General features: G+C 73.5%; 19 protein-coding genes. 11 read left to right on the forward strand and 8 right to left on the reverse strand.

What is annotated here, in order from left to right:
* Positions 1 to 63: 63 nt before the first annotated feature.
* The gene (gene cutA / locus ACFOWE_RS33500) at positions 64 to 2,451 is read left to right on the forward strand and encodes an aerobic carbon-monoxide dehydrogenase large subunit (protein WP_377295035.1); all 2,388 of its coding nucleotides are present in this window, start codon (positions 64 to 66) and stop codon (positions 2,449 to 2,451) included.
* Positions 2,452 to 2,543: 92 nt separating this feature from the next.
* On the opposite strand, the gene ACFOWE_RS33505 is transcribed toward cutA, so the two are convergent.
* The 6 genes from ACFOWE_RS33505 to ACFOWE_RS33530 all read right to left on the reverse strand — a co-directional run bounded on the left by ACFOWE_RS33505 (position 2,544) and on the right by ACFOWE_RS33530 (position 7,119).
* Complete coding sequence (locus ACFOWE_RS33505; RefSeq protein ID WP_377295037.1) at positions 2,544 to 3,830, reverse strand: MFS transporter; 1,287 nt, start codon at positions 3,828 to 3,830, stop codon at positions 2,544 to 2,546.
* A 99-nt stretch (positions 3,831 to 3,929) separates the two neighbouring features.
* Positions 3,930 to 4,169, reverse strand: coding sequence for a type II toxin-antitoxin system PemK/MazF family toxin (locus tag ACFOWE_RS33510; protein ID WP_377295152.1), 240 nt, complete (start codon positions 4,167 to 4,169; stop codon positions 3,930 to 3,932).
* Positions 4,130 to 4,276, reverse strand: a complete 147-nt coding sequence (locus ACFOWE_RS33515; protein WP_377295039.1) for a type II toxin-antitoxin system PemK/MazF family toxin — start codon at positions 4,274 to 4,276, stop codon at positions 4,130 to 4,132. Before ACFOWE_RS33515 ends, ACFOWE_RS33510 begins: the two co-directional genes overlap by 40 nt.
* Positions 4,273 to 4,515, reverse strand: coding sequence for a hypothetical protein (locus ACFOWE_RS33520; protein WP_377295041.1), 243 nt, complete (start codon positions 4,513 to 4,515; stop codon positions 4,273 to 4,275). Before ACFOWE_RS33520 ends, ACFOWE_RS33515 begins: the two co-directional genes overlap by 4 nt.
* 137 nt (positions 4,516 to 4,652) lie before the next feature.
* Positions 4,653 to 5,594, reverse strand: coding sequence for a cytochrome d ubiquinol oxidase subunit II (gene cydB, locus ACFOWE_RS33525; RefSeq protein WP_377295043.1), 942 nt, complete (start codon positions 5,592 to 5,594; stop codon positions 4,653 to 4,655).
* 10 nt (positions 5,595 to 5,604) lie between these two features.
* On the reverse strand, positions 5,605 to 7,119 hold the full coding sequence (locus tag ACFOWE_RS33530; RefSeq protein ID WP_377295045.1) for a cytochrome ubiquinol oxidase subunit I: 1,515 nt from the start codon (positions 7,117 to 7,119) through the stop codon (positions 5,605 to 5,607).
* A 504-nt stretch (positions 7,120 to 7,623) separates the two neighbouring features.
* Here ACFOWE_RS33530 and ACFOWE_RS33535 point away from each other — a divergent pair.
* The 5 genes from ACFOWE_RS33535 to ACFOWE_RS33555 all read left to right on the forward strand — a co-directional run bounded on the left by ACFOWE_RS33535 (position 7,624) and on the right by ACFOWE_RS33555 (position 12,394).
* Positions 7,624 to 8,109 (forward strand): hypothetical protein, encoded by a 486-nt coding sequence (locus tag ACFOWE_RS33535; protein ID WP_377295047.1) that lies wholly within the window; start codon positions 7,624 to 7,626, stop codon positions 8,107 to 8,109.
* A 203-nt stretch (positions 8,110 to 8,312) separates the two neighbouring features.
* Positions 8,313 to 9,158 carry a hypothetical protein gene (locus tag ACFOWE_RS33540; protein WP_377295049.1) on the forward strand — a complete coding sequence of 282 codons (846 nt, stop codon included), beginning with the start codon at positions 8,313 to 8,315 and terminating at the stop codon, positions 9,156 to 9,158.
* A gap of 487 nt (positions 9,159 to 9,645) precedes the next feature.
* On the forward strand, positions 9,646 to 10,698 hold the full coding sequence (locus ACFOWE_RS33545) for a hypothetical protein (RefSeq protein WP_377295051.1): 1,053 nt from the start codon (positions 9,646 to 9,648) through the stop codon (positions 10,696 to 10,698).
* Between the two features lie 135 nt (positions 10,699 to 10,833).
* Positions 10,834 to 11,580 carry a DUF2071 domain-containing protein gene (locus ACFOWE_RS33550; protein WP_377295053.1) on the forward strand — a complete coding sequence of 249 codons (747 nt, stop codon included), beginning with the start codon at positions 10,834 to 10,836 and terminating at the stop codon, positions 11,578 to 11,580.
* Positions 11,581 to 11,662: 82 nt separating this feature from the next.
* Positions 11,663 to 12,394, forward strand: a complete 732-nt coding sequence (locus ACFOWE_RS33555; RefSeq protein WP_377295054.1) for an SRPBCC family protein — start codon at positions 11,663 to 11,665, stop codon at positions 12,392 to 12,394.
* Positions 12,395 to 12,404: 10 nt separating this feature from the next.
* Here the strand turns inward: ACFOWE_RS33555 and ACFOWE_RS33560 are convergent, their stop codons facing one another.
* Positions 12,405 to 13,142 (reverse strand): TetR/AcrR family transcriptional regulator, encoded by a 738-nt coding sequence (locus tag ACFOWE_RS33560; RefSeq protein WP_377295056.1) that lies wholly within the window; start codon positions 13,140 to 13,142, stop codon positions 12,405 to 12,407.
* Between the two features lie 175 nt (positions 13,143 to 13,317).
* On the opposite strand from ACFOWE_RS33560, the gene ACFOWE_RS33565 reads away from it, so the two are divergent.
* The 4 genes from ACFOWE_RS33565 (at position 13,318) to ACFOWE_RS33580 (ending at position 16,934) form a co-directional block, all read left to right on the forward strand.
* Positions 13,318 to 14,331 (forward strand): ATP-binding cassette domain-containing protein, encoded by a 1,014-nt coding sequence (locus ACFOWE_RS33565; protein WP_377295058.1) that lies wholly within the window; start codon positions 13,318 to 13,320, stop codon positions 14,329 to 14,331.
* 89 nt (positions 14,332 to 14,420) lie between these two features.
* Positions 14,421 to 15,323 (forward strand): ABC transporter permease, encoded by a 903-nt coding sequence (locus ACFOWE_RS33570; protein WP_377295060.1) that lies wholly within the window; start codon positions 14,421 to 14,423, stop codon positions 15,321 to 15,323.
* 149 nt (positions 15,324 to 15,472) lie between these two features.
* The gene (locus ACFOWE_RS33575; RefSeq protein WP_377295062.1) at positions 15,473 to 16,159 is read left to right on the forward strand and encodes a DsbA family oxidoreductase; all 687 of its coding nucleotides are present in this window, start codon (positions 15,473 to 15,475) and stop codon (positions 16,157 to 16,159) included.
* A 124-nt stretch (positions 16,160 to 16,283) separates the two neighbouring features.
* Positions 16,284 to 16,934 carry a DUF998 domain-containing protein gene (locus ACFOWE_RS33580; RefSeq protein ID WP_377295064.1) on the forward strand — a complete coding sequence of 217 codons (651 nt, stop codon included), beginning with the start codon at positions 16,284 to 16,286 and terminating at the stop codon, positions 16,932 to 16,934.
* Here the strand turns inward: ACFOWE_RS33580 and ACFOWE_RS33585 are convergent.
* Positions 16,904 to 17,551 (reverse strand): thymidine kinase, encoded by a 648-nt coding sequence (locus ACFOWE_RS33585; RefSeq protein ID WP_377295066.1) that lies wholly within the window; start codon positions 17,549 to 17,551, stop codon positions 16,904 to 16,906. The genes ACFOWE_RS33580 and ACFOWE_RS33585 overlap by 31 nt on opposite strands.
* A 149-nt stretch (positions 17,552 to 17,700) precedes the next feature.
* Between ACFOWE_RS33585 and ACFOWE_RS33590 the strand changes: the two genes are divergently transcribed.
* A complete protein-coding gene (locus tag ACFOWE_RS33590; RefSeq protein ID WP_377295068.1) occupies positions 17,701 to 18,183 on the forward strand; it encodes a hypothetical protein in 483 nt (160 codons plus the stop codon).
* The last annotated feature ends 7 nt before the right edge of the window (positions 18,184 to 18,190 follow it).

Consider the following 18,190-nt stretch of genomic DNA (forward strand, 5'->3'; position numbering starts at 1 on the left):
GCGGATCCCCGGACGGATCCCCGGGCGGGCCCCGCGCTCCCCGGGGGCGGGAGGGCTGCGGAAATGACCACCAGACTGTTCGGAGAGCCCGTCCGGCGGCGGGAGGACCCGCGGCTCCTCACCGGCCGGGGCCGCTACCTCGACGACCTCGGCTCCGGCGCGCTGGCCGCGGCGTTCGTCCGCTCCCCGCACGCGCACGCCGTCATCTGCGACATCGACGTGTCGGACGCGCTCGACGTGGACGGGCTGGTGGCGATCTACACCTGGGAGGACCTGCCGGAACGGCTCGCCGGGCCGCTCCCGCTGCTCATCCCGCACCCGGCGCTCACCCACGGCCGCACCGCCCTCCCGCTGGCCCGCGACCGGGTCCGGCACGTCGGCGAGCCCGTCGTCATGGTCGTGGCCCGCGACCGCTACCTCGCCGAGGACGCCTGCGCGCTCATCCGCGTCGACTACGACCCGCTCCCGCCCGTGGTCGGCCTCGCGGAGGCGGCGCGGGCCGGCCACCTCGTCCACGACGACGTGCCGGGCAACGTCGGCGCGCACCTGGTCCAGTCGGTGCCGGCGGCCGACGGGCGCGGGGCGGCGGAGGCGATCGAGGCCGCGCCGCACACGCTGGAGTTCCGGCTCGGCATCGAGCGCAGCGCGTCCATGCCGCTGGAGGGGCGCGGCGTGCACGCCCGCTGGGACGCCGACGACGCCTCGCTGCGCGTGCACTCCAGCACCCAGACCTCCACCAGCGTGCGCATGGCCCTGGCCGCCAAGCTGGACCTGCCGCTGCCCAAGGTCGAGGTGATCGCCCCCGACGTGGGCGGCGGCTTCGGCGTGAAGATCATGCACCCGTGGCCGGAGGAGGTGCTCGTCCCCTGGGCCGCCATGCTGCTCGGCCGCGAGGTCAAGTGGACCGAGGACCGGCGCGAGCACTTCACCGCCTCCGCGCACGAGCGGGCCCAGGAGCACACCGTCCGCGTCGGCTTCGACGACGACGGCCGCGTCCTCGGCCTGGACGTGACGATCCTGCACGACCACGGCGCCTACACGCCGTACGGGATCATCGTGCCGATCATCACCTCGACCCAGCTGCCGGGGCCGTACAAGCTGGGCGCCTACCGGGTGGAGTTCTCCTCGCTCTACACCAACACCGTGCAGGTCACGCCGTACCGGGGGGCGGGCCGCCCGCAGGCCGTCTTCTGCATGGAGCGGACGATGGACCGCATCGCCGCCCACCTCGGCCTCGACCGTACGGCGGTGCGCGCCGCCAACCTCATCCAGCCCGACGAGTTCCCCTACGACCAGGGGCTGACCTTCCAGGACGGCCGGCCGCTGATCTACGACAGCGGCGACTACCCCGAGTCGCTGCGCCTGCTCAAGGAGCTGATCGGCTGGGACTCCTTCCCGGAGGAGAGGGCGCGGGCCGAGGCCGGGGGCAGGCGGCTGGGGATCGGGATCGGCTGCTACGTGGAGGGCACCGGCGTCGGCCCGTACGAGGGCGGCCACGTGCAGATCACCTCCGACGGCCGGGTGCACGTCTCCACCGGCCTGACCTCGCAGGGCCAGGGGCACGAGACGGTCTTCGCGCAGATCGCCGCGAGCGAGCTGGGCGTGCCGCTGGAGCGCGTCTCGGTCGTCACCGGCGACACCCGCAGGTTCGGCTACGCGGTCGGCACCTTCGCCTCCCGGGCGGCGGTGATGAGCGGCAACGCGATCGCGCTGGCCTGCCGGAGGGTCCGCGAGAAGGCGCTGCGCATCGCCGCCGACGCGCTGGAGGCCGACCCGGCCGACCTGGAGATCACCGACGGGGTGGTGCACGTCGCCGGGGTGCCGGACGCCTCGCTCCCGCTGTCCACGGTGGCGGTGCTGGCCAACCCGCTCCGCTACGCCTTCGACGAGGAGGCCTCCCGCGCCACGCAGTTCGCGGGCGCGTCGGCGCCCGACCGGCCGCCGGTCGCCGAGGGCGAGGAGCCGGGCCTGGAGGGGCGCGACTACTACTCGCCGATCCGCTCGACCTTCGCCTCCGGCATGCACGCGGCCGTCGTGGAGACCGACCCGCTGACCGCGGAGGTCCGCATCCTGCGCTACGCGGTGGTCCACGACTGCGGGAACCTCGTCAACCCGATGATCGTCGAAGGGCAGATCCACGGCGGCGTGGCCCAGGGGGTCGGCGGCGCGCTGTACGAGCGGATGGCCTACGACGAGCACGGGCAGCTGCTCAACGCCTCGTTCATGGACTTCCTGATGCCGTACGCCACGGAGGTCCCGCACGTGGAGACCGCGCACCTGCAGACGCCGTCCCCGCTCAACCCGCTCGGCATCAAGGGCGCGGGCGAGGCCGGGGTCATCCCGGTCTCGGCGGTGATCGCCTCGGCCGTCGAGGACGCCGAGGGCATCCCGATCATGAAGATGCCGATCTCCCCGTCGGACCTGTTCGACCTGCGTCGCGCCGCGTCCTGACGCCGGGACCGGCCGGGCGCCGCCCGGTCCGCCGGGAGGCGCGCCCGGCCGCTCCCGCGGACCCGGTGCGGGGGCGGCGCCGGGCGGTACGGCTACGCCGTCCGGTCCGCGGGGTCGTCGGCCGGGCCGCCCGCGGGGTCGTCGGCCGGTTCGGCGGGGGGCAGGTCGCGCATCCGGCGGAGCGGGGAGAGCAGCAGCGGCACGGCGAAGAGCATGCCGAGCACCGCGCTGATCCAGACGGTGGTCCTGGCGCCGAGGAACTCGCCCAGCACGCCTCCGGCCAGGCCGCCGAGCGGGAGGGTGCCCCACACGACGAAGCGCATGGTGGCGTTCATCCGGCCGAGCATGCGCTCGGGGGTGACGGCCTGGCGGAAGCTGACCTGTCCCACGTTGTAGACGACCACGCCGATCGAGCTCATGAACGTGCCGAGCGTGAACAGCGCGAGCTTCCAGCCGGGTTCGGTCAGCGGCACCAGCAGCATGAACGGGGGGAACACCAGGGCCGAGAGCCAGATGACCCGGGCCGAGCCGACCCGGCGGGTCAGCGGCCCCACGACCGCCGCGCCCACCAGGCCGCCGGCGGCCGCCACCGAGAACAGCAGGCCGATGACGCCGGCGGAGAGGCCGACCACCCGGCTCAGGAAGATCATCTCGATGGCGGCGAAGATGCCGCCGGCGAAGTTCGCGGTGGCGGTGGCCGCGGCGATCATCCGCAGGATCGGGTGCCCGGCCACGTACCGGAGCCCCTCGCCGATCTCCTTGGCCAGCCCCCGCCGCGCGGAACGCTCCGGGACCCGCTCGACGGCGTCGATCCGCCGCAGCAGCAGCGCCGAGACCAGGAAGCTGACCGCGTCGGCCAGCACCGCGACCGGCGCGGTCAGCACCTGGATCAGCCAGCCGCCCGCGCCGGGGCCGGCCACGCCCGCCGCCGAACGCACGATCTCCAGCTTGGCGTTGCCGTCCACCAGCCGGTCGCGCTCGACGAGGCTCGGCAGGTAGCTCTGGTAGGCGATGTCGAAGAAGACCGTGGCCAGGCCGGTGCCGAGCGCCACGCCGTACAGCTGGGGGAGGGCCAGCACGCCCAGCCACCAGGCGACGGGGACCGAGCCCAGCAGCACGGCCCGCGCCACGTCGGCGGCGACCAGGACGCGGCGGCGCGGCATCCGGTCCACCCAGACCCCCGCGGGCAGGCCCACCAGCAGGAACGCCGCCGTCTCCGCCGCCACCAGCAGGCCGGTCTCGAGCGGGCTCGCGTGGAGCGCGACCACCGCGACGAGCGGGAGCGCGAGCATGCTGATCTGGGCGCCGACCTGGCTGATCACGTCGGCGCCGAACAGGAGGGTGAAATTCCGGTGCCGGAACAGACTGGGGGAGGTCATCCCGGAATCCTGACCGACTCCCGGCGGAGGATCAACCGGGTTCCGCTCGGGCGGGGAGGGCCGGGGCCATACGTGCGCGATCGGGCGGATGAGCTTGATTCAGACGGCGATGAGGCGCCGGAGCCAGCGCTGGACGGTGCGGATCTCATGTTCGTCGATGCCGCCCAGAGGGTTGTCACCAACGAGGCGGCGTGTCGAGATCGAGGTGATGTCCTCGGTACGGGCCCAGCTCCGCTGACGGAGACCGGAGGCCGATGAGGAGATGAGGACGTGATGGGAGAGTCCGCGGTCCCGGGTGGTCAGCGGACGACGAGCGTCATGTCGATCGGGAAGCGGCAGTGCAGTTCCGAGGCCACGACCAGGGCGGGACGCCTTCTACCCTGCTCGCTGCCGACCGGAACCCCGAAATCGGCCAGCCAGACCTGCCACGGCAGGACGCGGCTCATCGCGCGTCCTCGCCCCGCAACCAGTCTCCGGCCGCGTTGTCGGTGAGGCGGGACTCCTGACGGTAGGAGGCCCACTCGGAGGGGTCGGCTCGGAGGCGGTCGTAGGCGGCCAGCGCGGCCTGCTCCTCGTGCTCGTCGATCAGCCGTTGCAAGGTTTCCGCGAGGGTGGCCCCGCCGTACTCGGAGGCCACCTCGGAGAGCCGATCACGCAGGTCGGTCGGGATTTTTATCGTTGTCATGCGCACATCTTCAGCATGCCTCAGCGGCATGCTCATGAGCATGACCGAATCGGCATAACCGCATTTCACGTGTGGCGGTGTGGTAACGCATGGACGGCCGGGCACCGATACCGACGTGCCCGGCCGGGTTGGGCGGGTCAGGCCGCCGCGGCGGCGGTCAGGCGCCTGCGGAAGACCCAGTAGGTCCAGCCCTGGTAGGCCAGCACGAAGGGGAGGGCGACCAGGCCGATCCAGGTGAGGGTGGTCAGCGTGTACGGGCCGGAGGCGGCCTCGGCGACGGTGAGGCCGGGCAGCGGAGCGGGCCAGAGGGCGGTGAACAGGGCGGCGCCGGTCAGCGCGATGGACGAGGCGGTGGCGGTGAAGGCCCAGCCGTCCCGGCCGCGCCAGGTCAGCGCCACGGCGGCGGCCAGCGCCGCCATCGAGGCCAGCGCGCCCGCCCACACCCACGGGGCGGCGCCCGTCCCGGCGGCCGCCCCGGCCCCCGGGATGCCGGACAGGGCCGCGATCCCGACGGGCAGCGTCACCACGGAGACGGCCAGTGCCGCGCGGCGGGCGCGGGCACGGACCGGGCCGGTGGTCTTGAGGGCGATGAAGACCGCGCCGTGCAGCAGGCAGAGCGAGAGCGAGAACACCCCCCCGGCCAGCGCGGCGAGCACGCCGTCGTGGAGCAGGGCGGCGAAGACGGCGCCCCAGATGAAGGCGGGGAGCGCACTGCCGACGCCGATGCCGAGGTCGCACCAGGCCCGGTCGGAGAAGTGGTGGACCTTGCCCCGCCACTCCAGCCCGACCCCGCGCATGATCAGCCCTGCCAGGACCAGCACGACCGGCAGGTAGAACTCGCTGAGCAGCCCCGCGTACCAGGCGGGGAAGGCGGCGAACATGGCGCCCACCGCGCTGATCAGCCAGACCTCGTTGCCGTCCCAGACGGGGCCGATCGTGGCCAGGGCCTGCTTGTGCTCCCGCTCGTCACGGGAGATCAGCGGGGCCAGCATGCCCACGCCGAAGTCGAAGCCCTCCAGGACGAAGAAGCCCGTCCAGAGGAAGGCGATGATCGCAAACCAGAGGGTGGTGAGTTCCACGGTGGTCCCCTCAGTACATCAGGGTCGGCTGGAGACGGGCGGCTGTGTCCCCGGTGTCCCCGGTGTCCCCGCCGTCGCCGCGGTCCGGTCCGCCCGGTCCGCCCGGTCCGCCTCTGCCGCCGTCCGCGGCGGGCGCGCCCGGGGCGGGGGAGACGGGTTTGGGACCCGCCTTGACGTGGCGCACGAGCAGTACGGCCTCGGCCACGGCGAGCAGGCCGTACAGGAGGGTGAAGACGGCCAGTGAGGCGGCCACCTCGGCGAGGCTGACGCCGGGGGAGACGCTCGCCGCGGTGAGCAGCTCGCCCTGGACCGTCCAGGGCTGGCGGCCGATCTCGCTGAGCAGCCAGCCGGCGATCACCGCGACGGTCGGGAGCGGGAGCGCCAGCAGGAAGGCGCGGGCGAGCCAGGACGGGAGCTCGCGCTGCGGCCCGGGGGCGCGGCGGCCCCGGCGGCCCCGGCGGCCGCGGGTCAGCCAGAGGGCGAGGACGGACAGGCCGACGGTGGCCAGCCCGAAGACGATCATCACGCGGAAGGAGAGGTAGACCACGGGCAGGTTCGGCCGGTAGTCACCGGGGCCGAACCGCTGCTCGAAGCGCTCCTGCAGGTCCTCGGTGCCCTGGACGACGGCGTCCGGGTCGCCCGTCGCCAGGAAGCTGAGCAGCATCGGGATCTCGACGCCCGGCACCGGGGAGAAGCCGGCGCCGGCGGTGTCGCGCTCCAGCCCCTCGGCGGCGGCCAGCTTCATGGGCTGCTGCTCGTGCATGAGCTTGGCGGACAGGTCGCCGGTGCCCGCGACGACGGTCCCCGCGATCGCCGTCATGACCAGGGCGGCCCGCATCGGCGTGCGCCACATGCTCCCCGCGCCGCGCCGCATCGGGACCGTGCGGTCCGGGTCGGCCCGCCGTTCCCGCAGGACGTGGTAGGCGCAGACGGCCAGCACGAACCCGCCGGCGACCACGAACGCCGCGCCCACCACGTGCGGCACCTGGGCCAGGGCGGTGGAGTTGGTGAGCACCGCCCACAGGTCCGTCATCCGGGCCCGGCCGTTCACCACCTCGTAGCCGACCGGGTGCTTCATCCAGGCGTTGGCGGCGAGGATGAAGTAGGCCGACAGGTTGGAGCCGATGACCGCGGCCCAGATGGCGGCCAGGTGGACGCGCTTGGGCAGCCTGTCCCAGCCGAAGATCCACAGGCCCAGGAAGGTCGACTCCAGGAAGAAGGCGATCAGCGCCTCCAGGGCCAGCGGAGCGCCGAAGACGTCGCCGACGAAGACGGAGTACTCGCTCCAGTTCATGCCGAACTGGAACTCCTGGACGATGCCGGTGACCACGCCCATCGCGAAGTTGATCAGGAAGAGCTTCCCGAAGAACTTCGTCAGCCGCAGGTACTCCTCCTTGCCCGTACGGTGCCAGGCGGTCTGCAGGCCGGCCACGAAGACGCCGAGCCCGATCGTCAGCGGTACGAACAGAAAGTGGTACACGGTGGTGATTCCGAACTGCCACCGCGCGAGATCCAGTGCCTCCACGCCTCTCCCCCAGTGGGTTTTGCTCTACAAGCCGTAGTTCTATCCCCAGTAGTACTACGGCTTGTAGAGCAATGGGCGGGGAGGGCGCCGCGAGCTTCTGCGACCTTCGTCACACGGCCCGTCCGGGACCGCACTTCCCTGCCGGGCCAGATCGCTCCCTCCGGCTCGCGACGCCGGCTCCCCTTACCGCGCGCGCCGGCGGCCCTCCCTCCGCCCCGAAGCGGGAGGCGCGCGACCTCCGCGTCGGGAGGGGCGGCGGAATCCGCCGGACCCCTCGGCGCATGGCTTCATCCTGCGGCAGCCGGTACGGCCGGGGCGTCCCCCGGGCGAGTGATTCCGGGGTACGCCGGACGGCGGAGACGATCACGTCCGCCGCAAGCGCCCGTAAGGCGGATGTAAGCGGGACTACGGGGCCCTGCAAGCGCCAGGCCGTACCAATGACCCGAGAGCCCAGGGGGGAGCCGGCAGGGAGCCGGTCCGAGAGGGCCACGAGGAGAGACCATCATGAAGCGACTGACCGCCGGTCTGCTGAGCGCCGCCGCCGCCACCGCCGCCTTCGCGCTGGCCGTGCCCGCTCCCGCGCAGGCCGCCACGTCCGCGACCGCCTCGGCCGACCACTGGGGCTCCTACTACTCCGGCAACTACAAGGCCAAGGCCTCCGGGCGCATCGACGTCGACTGGAACCGCCGCCACACCTCCAACGAGGTCTATGTCGGCGGCAGGCTGTCCGATCTCGACCACCGCACCTACCGGCAGGGCGGCAAGTGCGCCTTCATCCAGGTCCAGGCGCACGGCTTCGGCGACCACCACGGCCGCTGGGCCGAGCGGGAGTCCTACCGGCACTGCGGCGCCGGCGGCAGCAAGAGGTTCCACTTCTCCGCCGAGGACGTCGACGCCGTCCGGGTGAAGGTCTGCCAGATCGGCCTGCGCAGCTCCTACCCGACCCGCTGCGGTGACTGGGAGTATCTGTACGCCGCCGAGAGCGAGTGATCCAATCATATCGGGGGAAGCGCCCGGATCCCTATGGATCTGGGCGTTTTTCCTGTTCAGTGCAGGAGTGTAAATATCAGCACGCATGGCTATAAGTAGTGACGCGGAAGGGTGATAGTTACATTCCGTTACCAATGTCCTTCATCCTCCGGGGGAGCCGGCCGGACGCCGGCACGGGGGTGAGGGGCGAAGGGGAGATGATGATGAAGCGACTGACCACCGGTCTGCTGACCGTGGCCGCCACCGCGACCGTGCTCGCGCTCGGTGTGGAGATGCCCGCGCAGGCGTCCGCGTCCGCGACCGAGCGGCCGGCCTACCAGCAGGAGCGCTGGGGGCCCTTCCGGTCCCGTGGCGGTGGGGCCTACGCCCAGGGGACGGTCGACTCCGTGGGCGGGTACGGCAGCAGCATCCGGGTGAGGGGCCGGCTCTACGACCGCGACCGGGACCGCCGCACCTGCGCCTACGCGGAGATCCAGGAGCGCCGCGGCGACAGGTGGCGGTTCGCCGACAGCTACAGGCACTGCAGTAGGCGGGGCGACACCCGGCGCGACTTCGCCCGGATCGACTACACCGGACGGACCTACGACCTCCGGATCAGGGTCTGCGAGCTCGACACCAGCGCCTTCCGGCCGCGGTCGTGCAGCCGCTGGCACGACCTGGGCCGCGGCTACGGCGACTTCGGCGGCTACGGCGACTTCGGCGGCTACGGTGGTTACGGCGGCTACGGTGGTTACGGCAGCCCCGGCGGCTACGGCGTTTACGGCGACCGACCCTCCTACGGCATCGACCGGGACGAGCCCGCCTACGCACCGAGCCTGTCCAGCTACCGGCCCGCCGGTTCCGGCTACGAGCCGAGCCTCGGTGAGGACGACTCCTACGAGGGCGTCCTCGGCAGCGGGCACGACTGGGACGACTACGGCCAGGGCCACCAGCCCGGCGACGTCTCCAGCGACCAGCTCGGTGAGCAGTCGGACCAGTACGGTGACGTCTCGGACTACCAGCCCGCCTACCCGCAGGGCTACGACGCCGACCACCGGCCCGTGCACTGATCGCGCAGACCGGTGAGAGCGGCCCGCTCCCGGCAGGGGGCGGGCCGTCCCGCGTCCGGGCCTCCGTGTCCGGGCCTCCGCGTCCGGGCCTCCGTGTCCGGGCCTCCGCGTCCGGGCCTCCGCGTCCGGATCTCGGCGGACGCCGGGTCCGCCGCCCGGCCGGTGGGCTCGGACGGGGCCGGGACGCCCCTCGCGGAGGCCCGCCTCCCCTCGTCGTGGGAGAGCCCGCAGGATCGGCCCTGCCATCTCCCGGCCCGAAATCGCTACGCACAGTACACATGCCTATCGATGGCCCGATCTGCCGTGAAGAGGATGCGGGCCCCACAACTCAGGTGTTCCTCCTGTTCGTGGCGGTCGGTGTAAATGTCGACACGGATGGCTATAAAGGGACACGGAAGGGCCGCAACTACATTCCGTTACCAGCGGTCCCGTCCTCGGGGGAGCCGGAGAAGCCGGCGCAAGGGGCGGGACCGAAGGGGAGATGATGATGAAGCGACTGACCACCGGTCTGCTGACCGTGGCCGCCACCGCCACCGTGCTCGCGATCGCCGGACCGGCGCCGGCGCAGGCCGCCGCGCCGGCCGCGCCCGCCGCGGACAAGGCCGCGCGCGCCACCTCCTGGGGGCCCTACTACTCGGACAACAACAGGGCGTACGCCAGGGGCACGGCCTACGGCCGCAGCGGCAGTGGCACCAGCCTCGTGGCGTCCGGCGGGATCCGGGTGAGGGGATACCTCTACGACCGTGACTACCGCACCACCAGCCAGGGCGGTCTGTGCGCCTACGCGCAGATCCAGGGGTACCGCTCGGGCGGCTACCTCAGCAGTGGCGGCGGCTGGGACACCGGCAGGACCTACAAGCACTGCGGCACCAACAACCACCGTTTGATCAACTACTCCAACGACTACGCCGACTACGCCCGGATCAGGGTCTGCCAGATCCGCCAGAGCGGCGGCTACCCGGTCTCCTGCGGCGGATGGCGCTACCTGCGTGACGGCGACCAGGCCTACGGCCAGTCCGGCCACGACAGGGAGCACCAGCCCGGCTACGCGCCGAGCCTGTCCAGCTACATGCCGGGCCAGCCGAAGAGCTCGGAGGTCGAGGACCCGAACCTCATCGAGGACGAGGGCGAGGAGCAGGGCGTCCAGAGCACGCCCGGCCAGGAGTACGGCCAGCTGCCGAGCAACACCGAGCAGATGCCGGCCGACTCCGGTTACCTGCCGAACGACTCCCAGCAGCTGCCCGCCGGTTCCGGTTACCTGCCGAACGACTCCCAGCAGCTGCCCGCCGGTTCCGGTTACCTGCCGAGCGCGATGCAGAACCCGAACGACTCGCAGAGCCCGAGCGGTGCCGAGGACGAGGGCATGGCGGACGAGGGCATCGAGAACGAGGTGCCCGGCCAGAACCCGCCCGCGCCCGGCCAGCCTCCGTACGTGCCCGGCCAGGCTCCCGCGCAGACGGGCCAGGCCCCGGCCCAGACGGGCCAGGCCCCGGCCTACGCGCCCGGCCTCAGCGCCGAAGAGCGGCCGATGGACAACTGACCCGCACGCCGGGAGGGACGGCCCGTCCTCGCGAGAGGGCGGGCCGTCCCGCGCCCCGGCGGCGTTTGACATCCGATGGCGGGTCATGGATGTTGACCAGGACGTTTTCCGAAGACGGACCCCGGAGAGGACCGAGTGGCCTTCAGCGGCACTCCCCGACCGCGCCCGCGCTGGCACCACGCCGAGACCGAGCTGGACGACTTCGCGATCGTCAGCTACCGGGTGCCCGCCGAGGCGCTGGCCCGGCTGCTGCCCGCCGGTTTCAGTCCCGTGGAGTTCGCCTTCGCGGACGGCGGGACGGCCGCGCTGGTCTCCGCGGTCGCCTTCCGCGACCACGACTTCCACTTCCGGTTCTGCCCTCCGGCGGCGATCAACTGCGGGCAGATCAACTACCGCGCCTACGTCACGGCCGGCGGCGAGCGCGGGGTCTGGTTCTTCGGCACGAGCCTGGACCATCCGCTGGTCGTGGTGCCGCGGCGGCTGTGGGGCATGCCGTGGAGCCGTGCCCGCATCGAGATCACCGCGGACTGGGAGGCGGACCCGGCCCGCTGGCGGCTGGACGGCGACGACGCGCGGTGCGAGGCCGTCGAGCGGGACGGGCCGCCACCCCTCCTGGACGGCTTCACCGGTGAGCAGCACTGGATGGAGACGCTCACCCACCCCACCGTCGGCTGGTACCGCCGCGCGGGCGGCCGCGTCGGCGCCTACGGCATCTGGCATCCGCCGATGAGCCCCAGGCACCTGACCGCGCGCTCCGCGCGCTTCGGCGTCTTCGAACGGCTCGGCCTGACCACGCCGGATTCCGAGCCCCATTCGATCCTGGCCCAGCGGCGCATCCACTTCGACATCCACACCCCGCCCCGCCTCGTCCGCCGCCGCTGAGACGGGCTGACAACCCCCGGCCGAGGCGGCGGGCAGATGTTGCTGTTACGCCGCGGCCGGTGGACTCTCTAGGGTGCTGAACGTGAAGGTCGCAGGCAGCGCCGTGCTCGGCGCCGACAGAGATCGCGTGTGGTCCGCGCTCCAGGACCCGGCCGTGCTCGTGCGCACGATCCCGGGCTGCGAGCGGCTGGAGGAGACGGGGCCCGCCACCTACCGGATGACGGTCACGGCGGGAGTCGCCTCGGTCAAGGGCGTCTACCAGGGCGAGGTCGCCCTGTGCGAGCCCGACGAGCCCAGGAGCTTCGTGCTGCGGGCCCGGGGCCAGGGCGCCCCCGGCACGGTGGACGCCACCGTGGCGGTACGGCTCAGCGAGGCGGGTGGCGGCACCCGGGTCGACTACGACGCCGAGGCCGTGGTCGGCGGCATGATCGGCGGTGTCGGCCAGCGCATGCTCGGCACGGTGGCGCGCAGGACCGCGGGCGAGTTCTTCTCCGCCGTCGAGCGCCATCTGCTCTCCGGGCCGGTCCCGTCCTCCTCCGCGGTCCCCGCGACGGCTCCCGCCGCGTCCACGGCGCCGGAGGCGGAGACGGGGGCGGAGACGAGGGCGGAGAGGGGTCAGGACGTCCCGGAGCTCTCCGGGGCGTCGCCGCAGGCGGCCGGGCGGCCGGTCCAGGTCTTCGAACGGCCCGCCCCTCCGGTGCGCCAGGGCGTGCCCGTGTGGGCGGTCGTCACGGCGTTCGGCATGGGCGCGGGCGTCGCGCTCGGCAGCACCGTGGTCGGCTGGCTGCTCGGCCGCGCCGGCCGCCGGAAGTGAGGGACGCTCCTCACCTGCCCGTGATCAGGACGGCCACCCCGTCGAGGATGCGTGCCAGGCCGAAGGCGAGCGCGTGGGCCGGGTCGACGGCCCCCTGGTGGCTCTGACCCGCGGCCTGGCCCACCCGGGAGGCCACCGGGAAACGTGAGCCGTCCATGACCTTGTCGAGGACGGGCGCGCTCGCCGTCCACCACTCGGTCTCGCTCATCCCGGTGGCCTGCTGGACCTGGGCCAGGGAGGCCTGGACCCGGGCGGTGCCCTCGACGTGGGTCAGGACCAGGGTGAGGACGGAGTCCATCTCCACGTCGGACAGGCCGATGCCGTCCAGGGGGCGAAGTTCGGCCTCGTACTTCAGCGAGGCGTTCGGGCCCAGCACCGGGCGGGCGCCGACGAGCTGCAGCATCCAGGGGTGCCGCCGGTAGAGCTCCCAGTTGCGGGCGGCGACGAACTCCAGCGCGCCCCGCCAGCCGCCGGGCCGCGAGGACGGCTCGTCCACGTCCGCGTAGAGCTCCCCGTAGGCCGTGTCGACCATCAGATCGGCCAGTTCGGCCTTGCCCGGAACGTGCGTGTAGAGCGACATGGTGCCCACGCCGAGCCGCTCGGCGACGTGGCGCATGGAGAGCGCGTCGAGCCCTTCGGCGTCGGCGATCCCGACGGCGGCGTCGACGATCGCGCGCACGGTCAGGCCGGACCGCCCCGGCCTGGTGTGCGAGCCCCACAGCAGCGCCAGGCTGCGGGCCGGATCCACCTCGGACCCCTTTTTTCCGCTCACGGGAACGAACCCCCCACCCTCGTCGTCGAGCTCCATCGTAGTTGTTGCGTACTATGTACCGTACGGCGTACGGTATGGTGTGCGGTCGTGTGGTGCGATCGTGCGGTCGTACGGCACCGGAGGCCGGACCGCCGGGACGGGAGGACACGAAGTGGCTGACAAGAGCGCCGTCATCGCCGCGGAAGACGTGCGCAAGAACTACGGGGACCCGGGCGGCGCGGGCCTGAACGGCTTCGACCTGCGCGTGGCCGAGGGCACCGTCTGCGGGCTGCTCGGCCCCAACGGGGCGGGGAAGACGACGGCGGTGCGGGTGCTGACCACCCTGCTGGAGATGGACGGGGGGCGGGCGAGCGTGGCCGGGTTCGACGTCCGCACGCAGGGGCGCCGGGTCCGCGAGCGCATCGGGCTGGTCGGGCAGTACGCCGCGGTCGACGAGATCCTCACCGGTCGGCAGAACCTGGTGATGTTCGGCCGGCTGAACCGCCTGCCCGGCGCGGCGGCCCGGCGGAGGGCCGGCGAGCTCCTGGAGCGCTTCTCGCTCACCGAGGCCGCGGACAGGCCCGCGGGCGGCTACTCGGGCGGCATGCGCCGCAGGCTCGACCTCGCCGCGAGCCTGGTCGTCTCGCCGCCGGTGCTCTTCGTGGACGAGCCGACGACCGGGCTCGACCCGGCGGCCCGCCAGGAGGTGTGGCAGGCCGTGCGCGAGCTGGTGGACGCCGGCACCACCGTGCTGCTGACCACCCAGTACCTGGAGGAGGCCGACCGGCTGGCGGACCGGGTCTGCGTGCTCGCGCGCGGCCGGGTCGTCGCGGAGGGCACCCCCGACGGGCTCAAGTCCGGCCTCGGCGGCGACCGCATCGACCTCGTGTTCTCCGGCCCGGCGGACACCGCGGCGGCACTGCCCCTCGCGGCCCGGGTCGCCTCCGGGGAGCCGCACGTCGACGCCTCCTCCCACCGGATCGGCGTCCCCGTCGCCGGGCGCGTGCACGCGCTGGTCCGGCTCGCGACCGCGCTGGACGAGGCGGGCATCGAGCCGGAGGACATCGCGCTGCGCCGTCCGACCCTCGACGAGGTCTTCCTCCACCTGACGGGCGCCGGCCCGGACGCGCCCGGCGGCCCGGCGGGCGCCGGCCGTACGGCGGGCCCCTCGGAGGCGCCCGTATGAGCACCGGAGGCGCCCGTCCGGGCACGGGCGCCGGTTCCCGCGGAGGCATCCGCCCAGACCCGATCACCGACCACCCCGGAGGCACCCGTATGGACACGACCATCCGCCCGCCGCTCCCGGACGTCCCGTCGCTCCCGGACGTCCCGCCGCTGCCGGACGTCCCGCCGCTGCCGGACGTCCCGCCGCTGCCGGACGCCCCGGCGGCCCGGCTCGCCCGCGCTCTGGCGGACTCCTGGACGATCACCCTGCGCGACCTGCGCCACTGGAGGCTCCGGCCGGGCGCGGCCGTCGTCGGCTGGCTCTTCCCCGTCATGGTCGTGCTGATGATGGGCGGCCTGTTCGGCGGCGCCATCGCGGTGCCCGGCGGAGGCGGCTACTTCGAGTTCCTGGTGCCCGGCATGTTCGCCCTGACCATGCTCTTCGGGCTGGAGACCACCATGACGGCGGTCACCGTGGACGCCGCCCGGGGCGTCACCGACCGGTTCCGCTCGCTGCCCATGAGCTCCTCGGCCGTCGTGCTGGGCCGGTGCGCCGCCGACATGCTCAACTCGGCCGTCGGCCTGGCCGTACTGGCCGGCGCGGGCCTGCTGCTGGGCTGGCGGTGGCACGGCGGGTACGGCTCCGCGCTCGCCGCCCTCGGCCTGCTGCTCCTGCTCCGCTTCGCCCTGCTCTGGGCCGGGATCCTCATCGGCCTGAAGGCGAGCGGCCCGGAGGCGGTGGCGGCGGTCCAGATCCTGGTCTGGCCCGTGGGGTTCCTGTCGAACGTCTTCGTCGACCCGGCCACGATGCCCGCCTGGCTCGGCGCGCTCGCCGCCTGGAACCCGCTCTCGGCGACGGCCTCGGCCGCCCGTGAGCTGTTCGGCAACCCCGGCTTCGGCGGGGAGGGCTGGGCCGCGGAGCACGCGCTGCTCCTGTCGGTCGCCTGGCCCGTCCTCCTCGTCTCCGTGTTCCTCCCCCTCTCCGCCCGCGCGTTCAGGAGACTGAGGAGCTGACCGGACCCGGGCGGCCCGGACGCCGCACGCCGGGGGAGAGTCCGCGGAGGACGCCCCGCCCCGCCCGGTCCCGCGGCCCCCGCTCAGAGCGGGGCAGGGGCGGAGGCGGGGACGGAATCAGCGGGTCCCGGCGGTGGTTGAGGACCGGCGTGAGAGTTGAGATCTATTCCGACGTCGTCTGCCCCTGGTGCTACATCGGCCACGCCCGCTTCGCCCGCGCCGCCGAGCGCTACCGGGCCCAGGGCGGCGAGGTCGAGGTGGTGCTGCGCCCGTTCCAGCTCCAGCCGGACGCCGAGTCGAAGGGGGAGCCGCTCACGGCGTGGCTGGCCGCCAAGTTCGGCGGGGCCGAGCAGGCCGGGCGGATGACCGAGCGGGTCGCCGCGGCCGCCGCCGAGGACGGGCTGACGCTCGACTTCGGGCGGGCCGTGCACGCCAACACCTTCGAGGCGCACCGGCTCGTCCGGCTCGCCGCCGGCCAGGGCAGGGGAGCGGAGATGCTCGACCGGCTCTTCCGGGCCCACTTCACCGACGGGCTCGACATCGGCTCGGCGGAGGTCCTCGCGAAGCTGGCCGCCGGGACCGGGGTCCGGGCCGGCTTCGAGGGACCGGACGCGCGGGAGGGCGCCGCGGAGGTCCGCGAGGACCTGGAGCGGGCCTGCGCGCTCGGCGTCACGTCCGTGCCGCTCTTCCTGTTCGAGGAGCGTTTCGCCGTCTCCGGGGCGCAGCCCTCCGACGTCCTGTTCGCCGCGCTGGAGGAGGTCGCCGAGCGGTCCGGCCGGGCGCCGGCCGGCGGGGCCGCGGACGCCTGCGACGACGAGGGGTCCTGCCCGGTCTGAGCGGGCGCCGGTCCCTGCCCGGTCCGAGCGGGCGCTTCGTTCCGGGGCCGGGGCCGGGGCGGGAATCCCCGGCGGGCGGCCCGCCGTTGGGTGGGGGAGAACGGCGACGGCGGAGGGACGAGGCGTGCAGAGAGCCGCACACGCGGGCCTGGGAGCGGTGGGGACCGGGGCGGCGATCGTCCTCGGCCTGGACGTGGCCTATCTGGCGGAGATCGACCCGACGCGCAGGACGATCAGCGAGCACGGGCTCGGCGAGCACGGCTGGCTCTTCGCGCTGGGCCTGGGGCTGCTCGCCGCGGGCTCGCTGGCGATCGGGGCGTCCCTGGTGCGGCGGGGGCTGGCCGCCGTCCGCTCGTTCGGCATGGTCGCGCTGGCCGCGTGGAGCGCGGGCCTGCTGGTGACGGCCTGGTTCCCCAAACACGACTGGTCCGTCGGGCCGAGCCTCAGCGGGAACGTCCACCGGGTGGGCGGCGTCGTGGCGTTCCTCAGCCTGCCGCTCGCCGCGCTGGTCATCGCCCGGCCGTGGCGGCGCCACCCGGAGTGGCGCCGTCCCGCCCTGGCCGTCCTCGCGCTGGGCCTCACCTCGCTGCTGTGGGTGCTGGGCATCGCCGGGGCCGCGGTGGTGGCCGAGAGCAGCGGCCTGCCCTGGTGGCGGGTGATGCCGCTCGGCCTGGTCGAGCGGGGGATGGCGGTGACCGAGGTCGCGGCGCTGGTCGCGCTGGGAGTCTGGGCCGCCCGCGGGGCTCAGTCCGTGCCCAGGTCGCCCGCGCGGTAGTGGCGGCGGCAGAGCACCTGGTAGCGGACCGGGGCCGCGCCGGTGTCGCCGATGACGACCTGCTCGCCGGTGTGGACCAGCTCGCCGTCGACCACGCGGGCGTTGAGCAGGCCGGGACGGCCGCACCAGCACAGGACCTCCACCTGCAGCCGGCTGATCTCGTCGGCCAGCTCGAACAGGCGCCGGGCGGCGGGGAACATCTGCGAGCGGAAGTCGGTGGCCAGGCCGAAGGCGTAGACGTCGATGCCGAGGTCGTCGGCGAGGTCGGCGAGTTGCTCGATCTGGGCGACGGTGTAGAAGCAGGCCTCGTCGCAGATCACGTAGTCGACCGGCTTGTGCTCGGTCACCAGCTCGACCAGGTCGAGGTGGTCGGTGACCTCGATCGCCTCGCTGTCCAGGCCGATCCGGCTGGTGATCTGCGGCCCGCCGGAGCGGTCGTGCTTGGTCAGCACCAGGCCGCGCCTGCCCTGCCGGCGGTGGTTGTAGTTCATCTGCAGGGCCAGGGTGGACTTGCCGCAGTCCATCGGGCCGAAGTAGAAGCGCAGCACCCCGTCGCGGATCCCGGCGGGCACGGGAGAGAGCGCGGAGGATTCGGGCAGGCGGGGCGATGCAGTCACGGCGGGTCAGCTTAGCGGGTTTGCCCCATGCGTTTGAGCAGGGATAGAACTGGTAGGAAAGCCGGGTCCCGCGTTGGCCGAGCCCTTGCGAGGGCTTGCCTCCGAGATGGCGTGGGAGTTTCCTTCGGCGACCGAGACATGGAGAATCTGTGACGACCGTCAACGCCAAGACCTCCGCGAACTCCTCGACGGCGGCGCCCACCGCGCCGCTGCCCAAGGTGTCCGCGGCCCCGGCGAAGGGGGCCGCGGCTCCGGCGCGGGAGCCCGCGGAGATGCCCCCGGCCCTCGCCGCGATGATGACCGAGGACGAGGCCGTCGCCGCCCAGGCGGAGGCGGCCCGCTGGCGGTACGGCTTCTTCGTCGTGCTGACGGGCCTGATCCTGATCCTGATCGGATTCGTGTTCATCGTGCTGACCGACGGCGGCGGCGCCGCGCCGTTCGCCGGTCTCGTGGGCGTCTGCGGAGCGATCATGGGAGCCTACTTCGGCGTCCAGGTCGGGCAGTCCGGCAAGAGCCGGATCGAGGCCGAGCTGCGCCGCACGCACGAGATGACGATCCGGCTCGCCGCGAAGGTGCACGCGCACGACGCGGACGAGGTGATCGCCTCCATCCTGGGGGGCCGCCGCCGCTGAGGCGGCG

This window comes from Planomonospora corallina, from assembly GCF_042650625.1.
GTDB classification, from domain to species: Bacteria; Actinomycetota; Actinomycetes; order Streptosporangiales; family Streptosporangiaceae; genus Planomonospora_B; species Planomonospora_B corallina.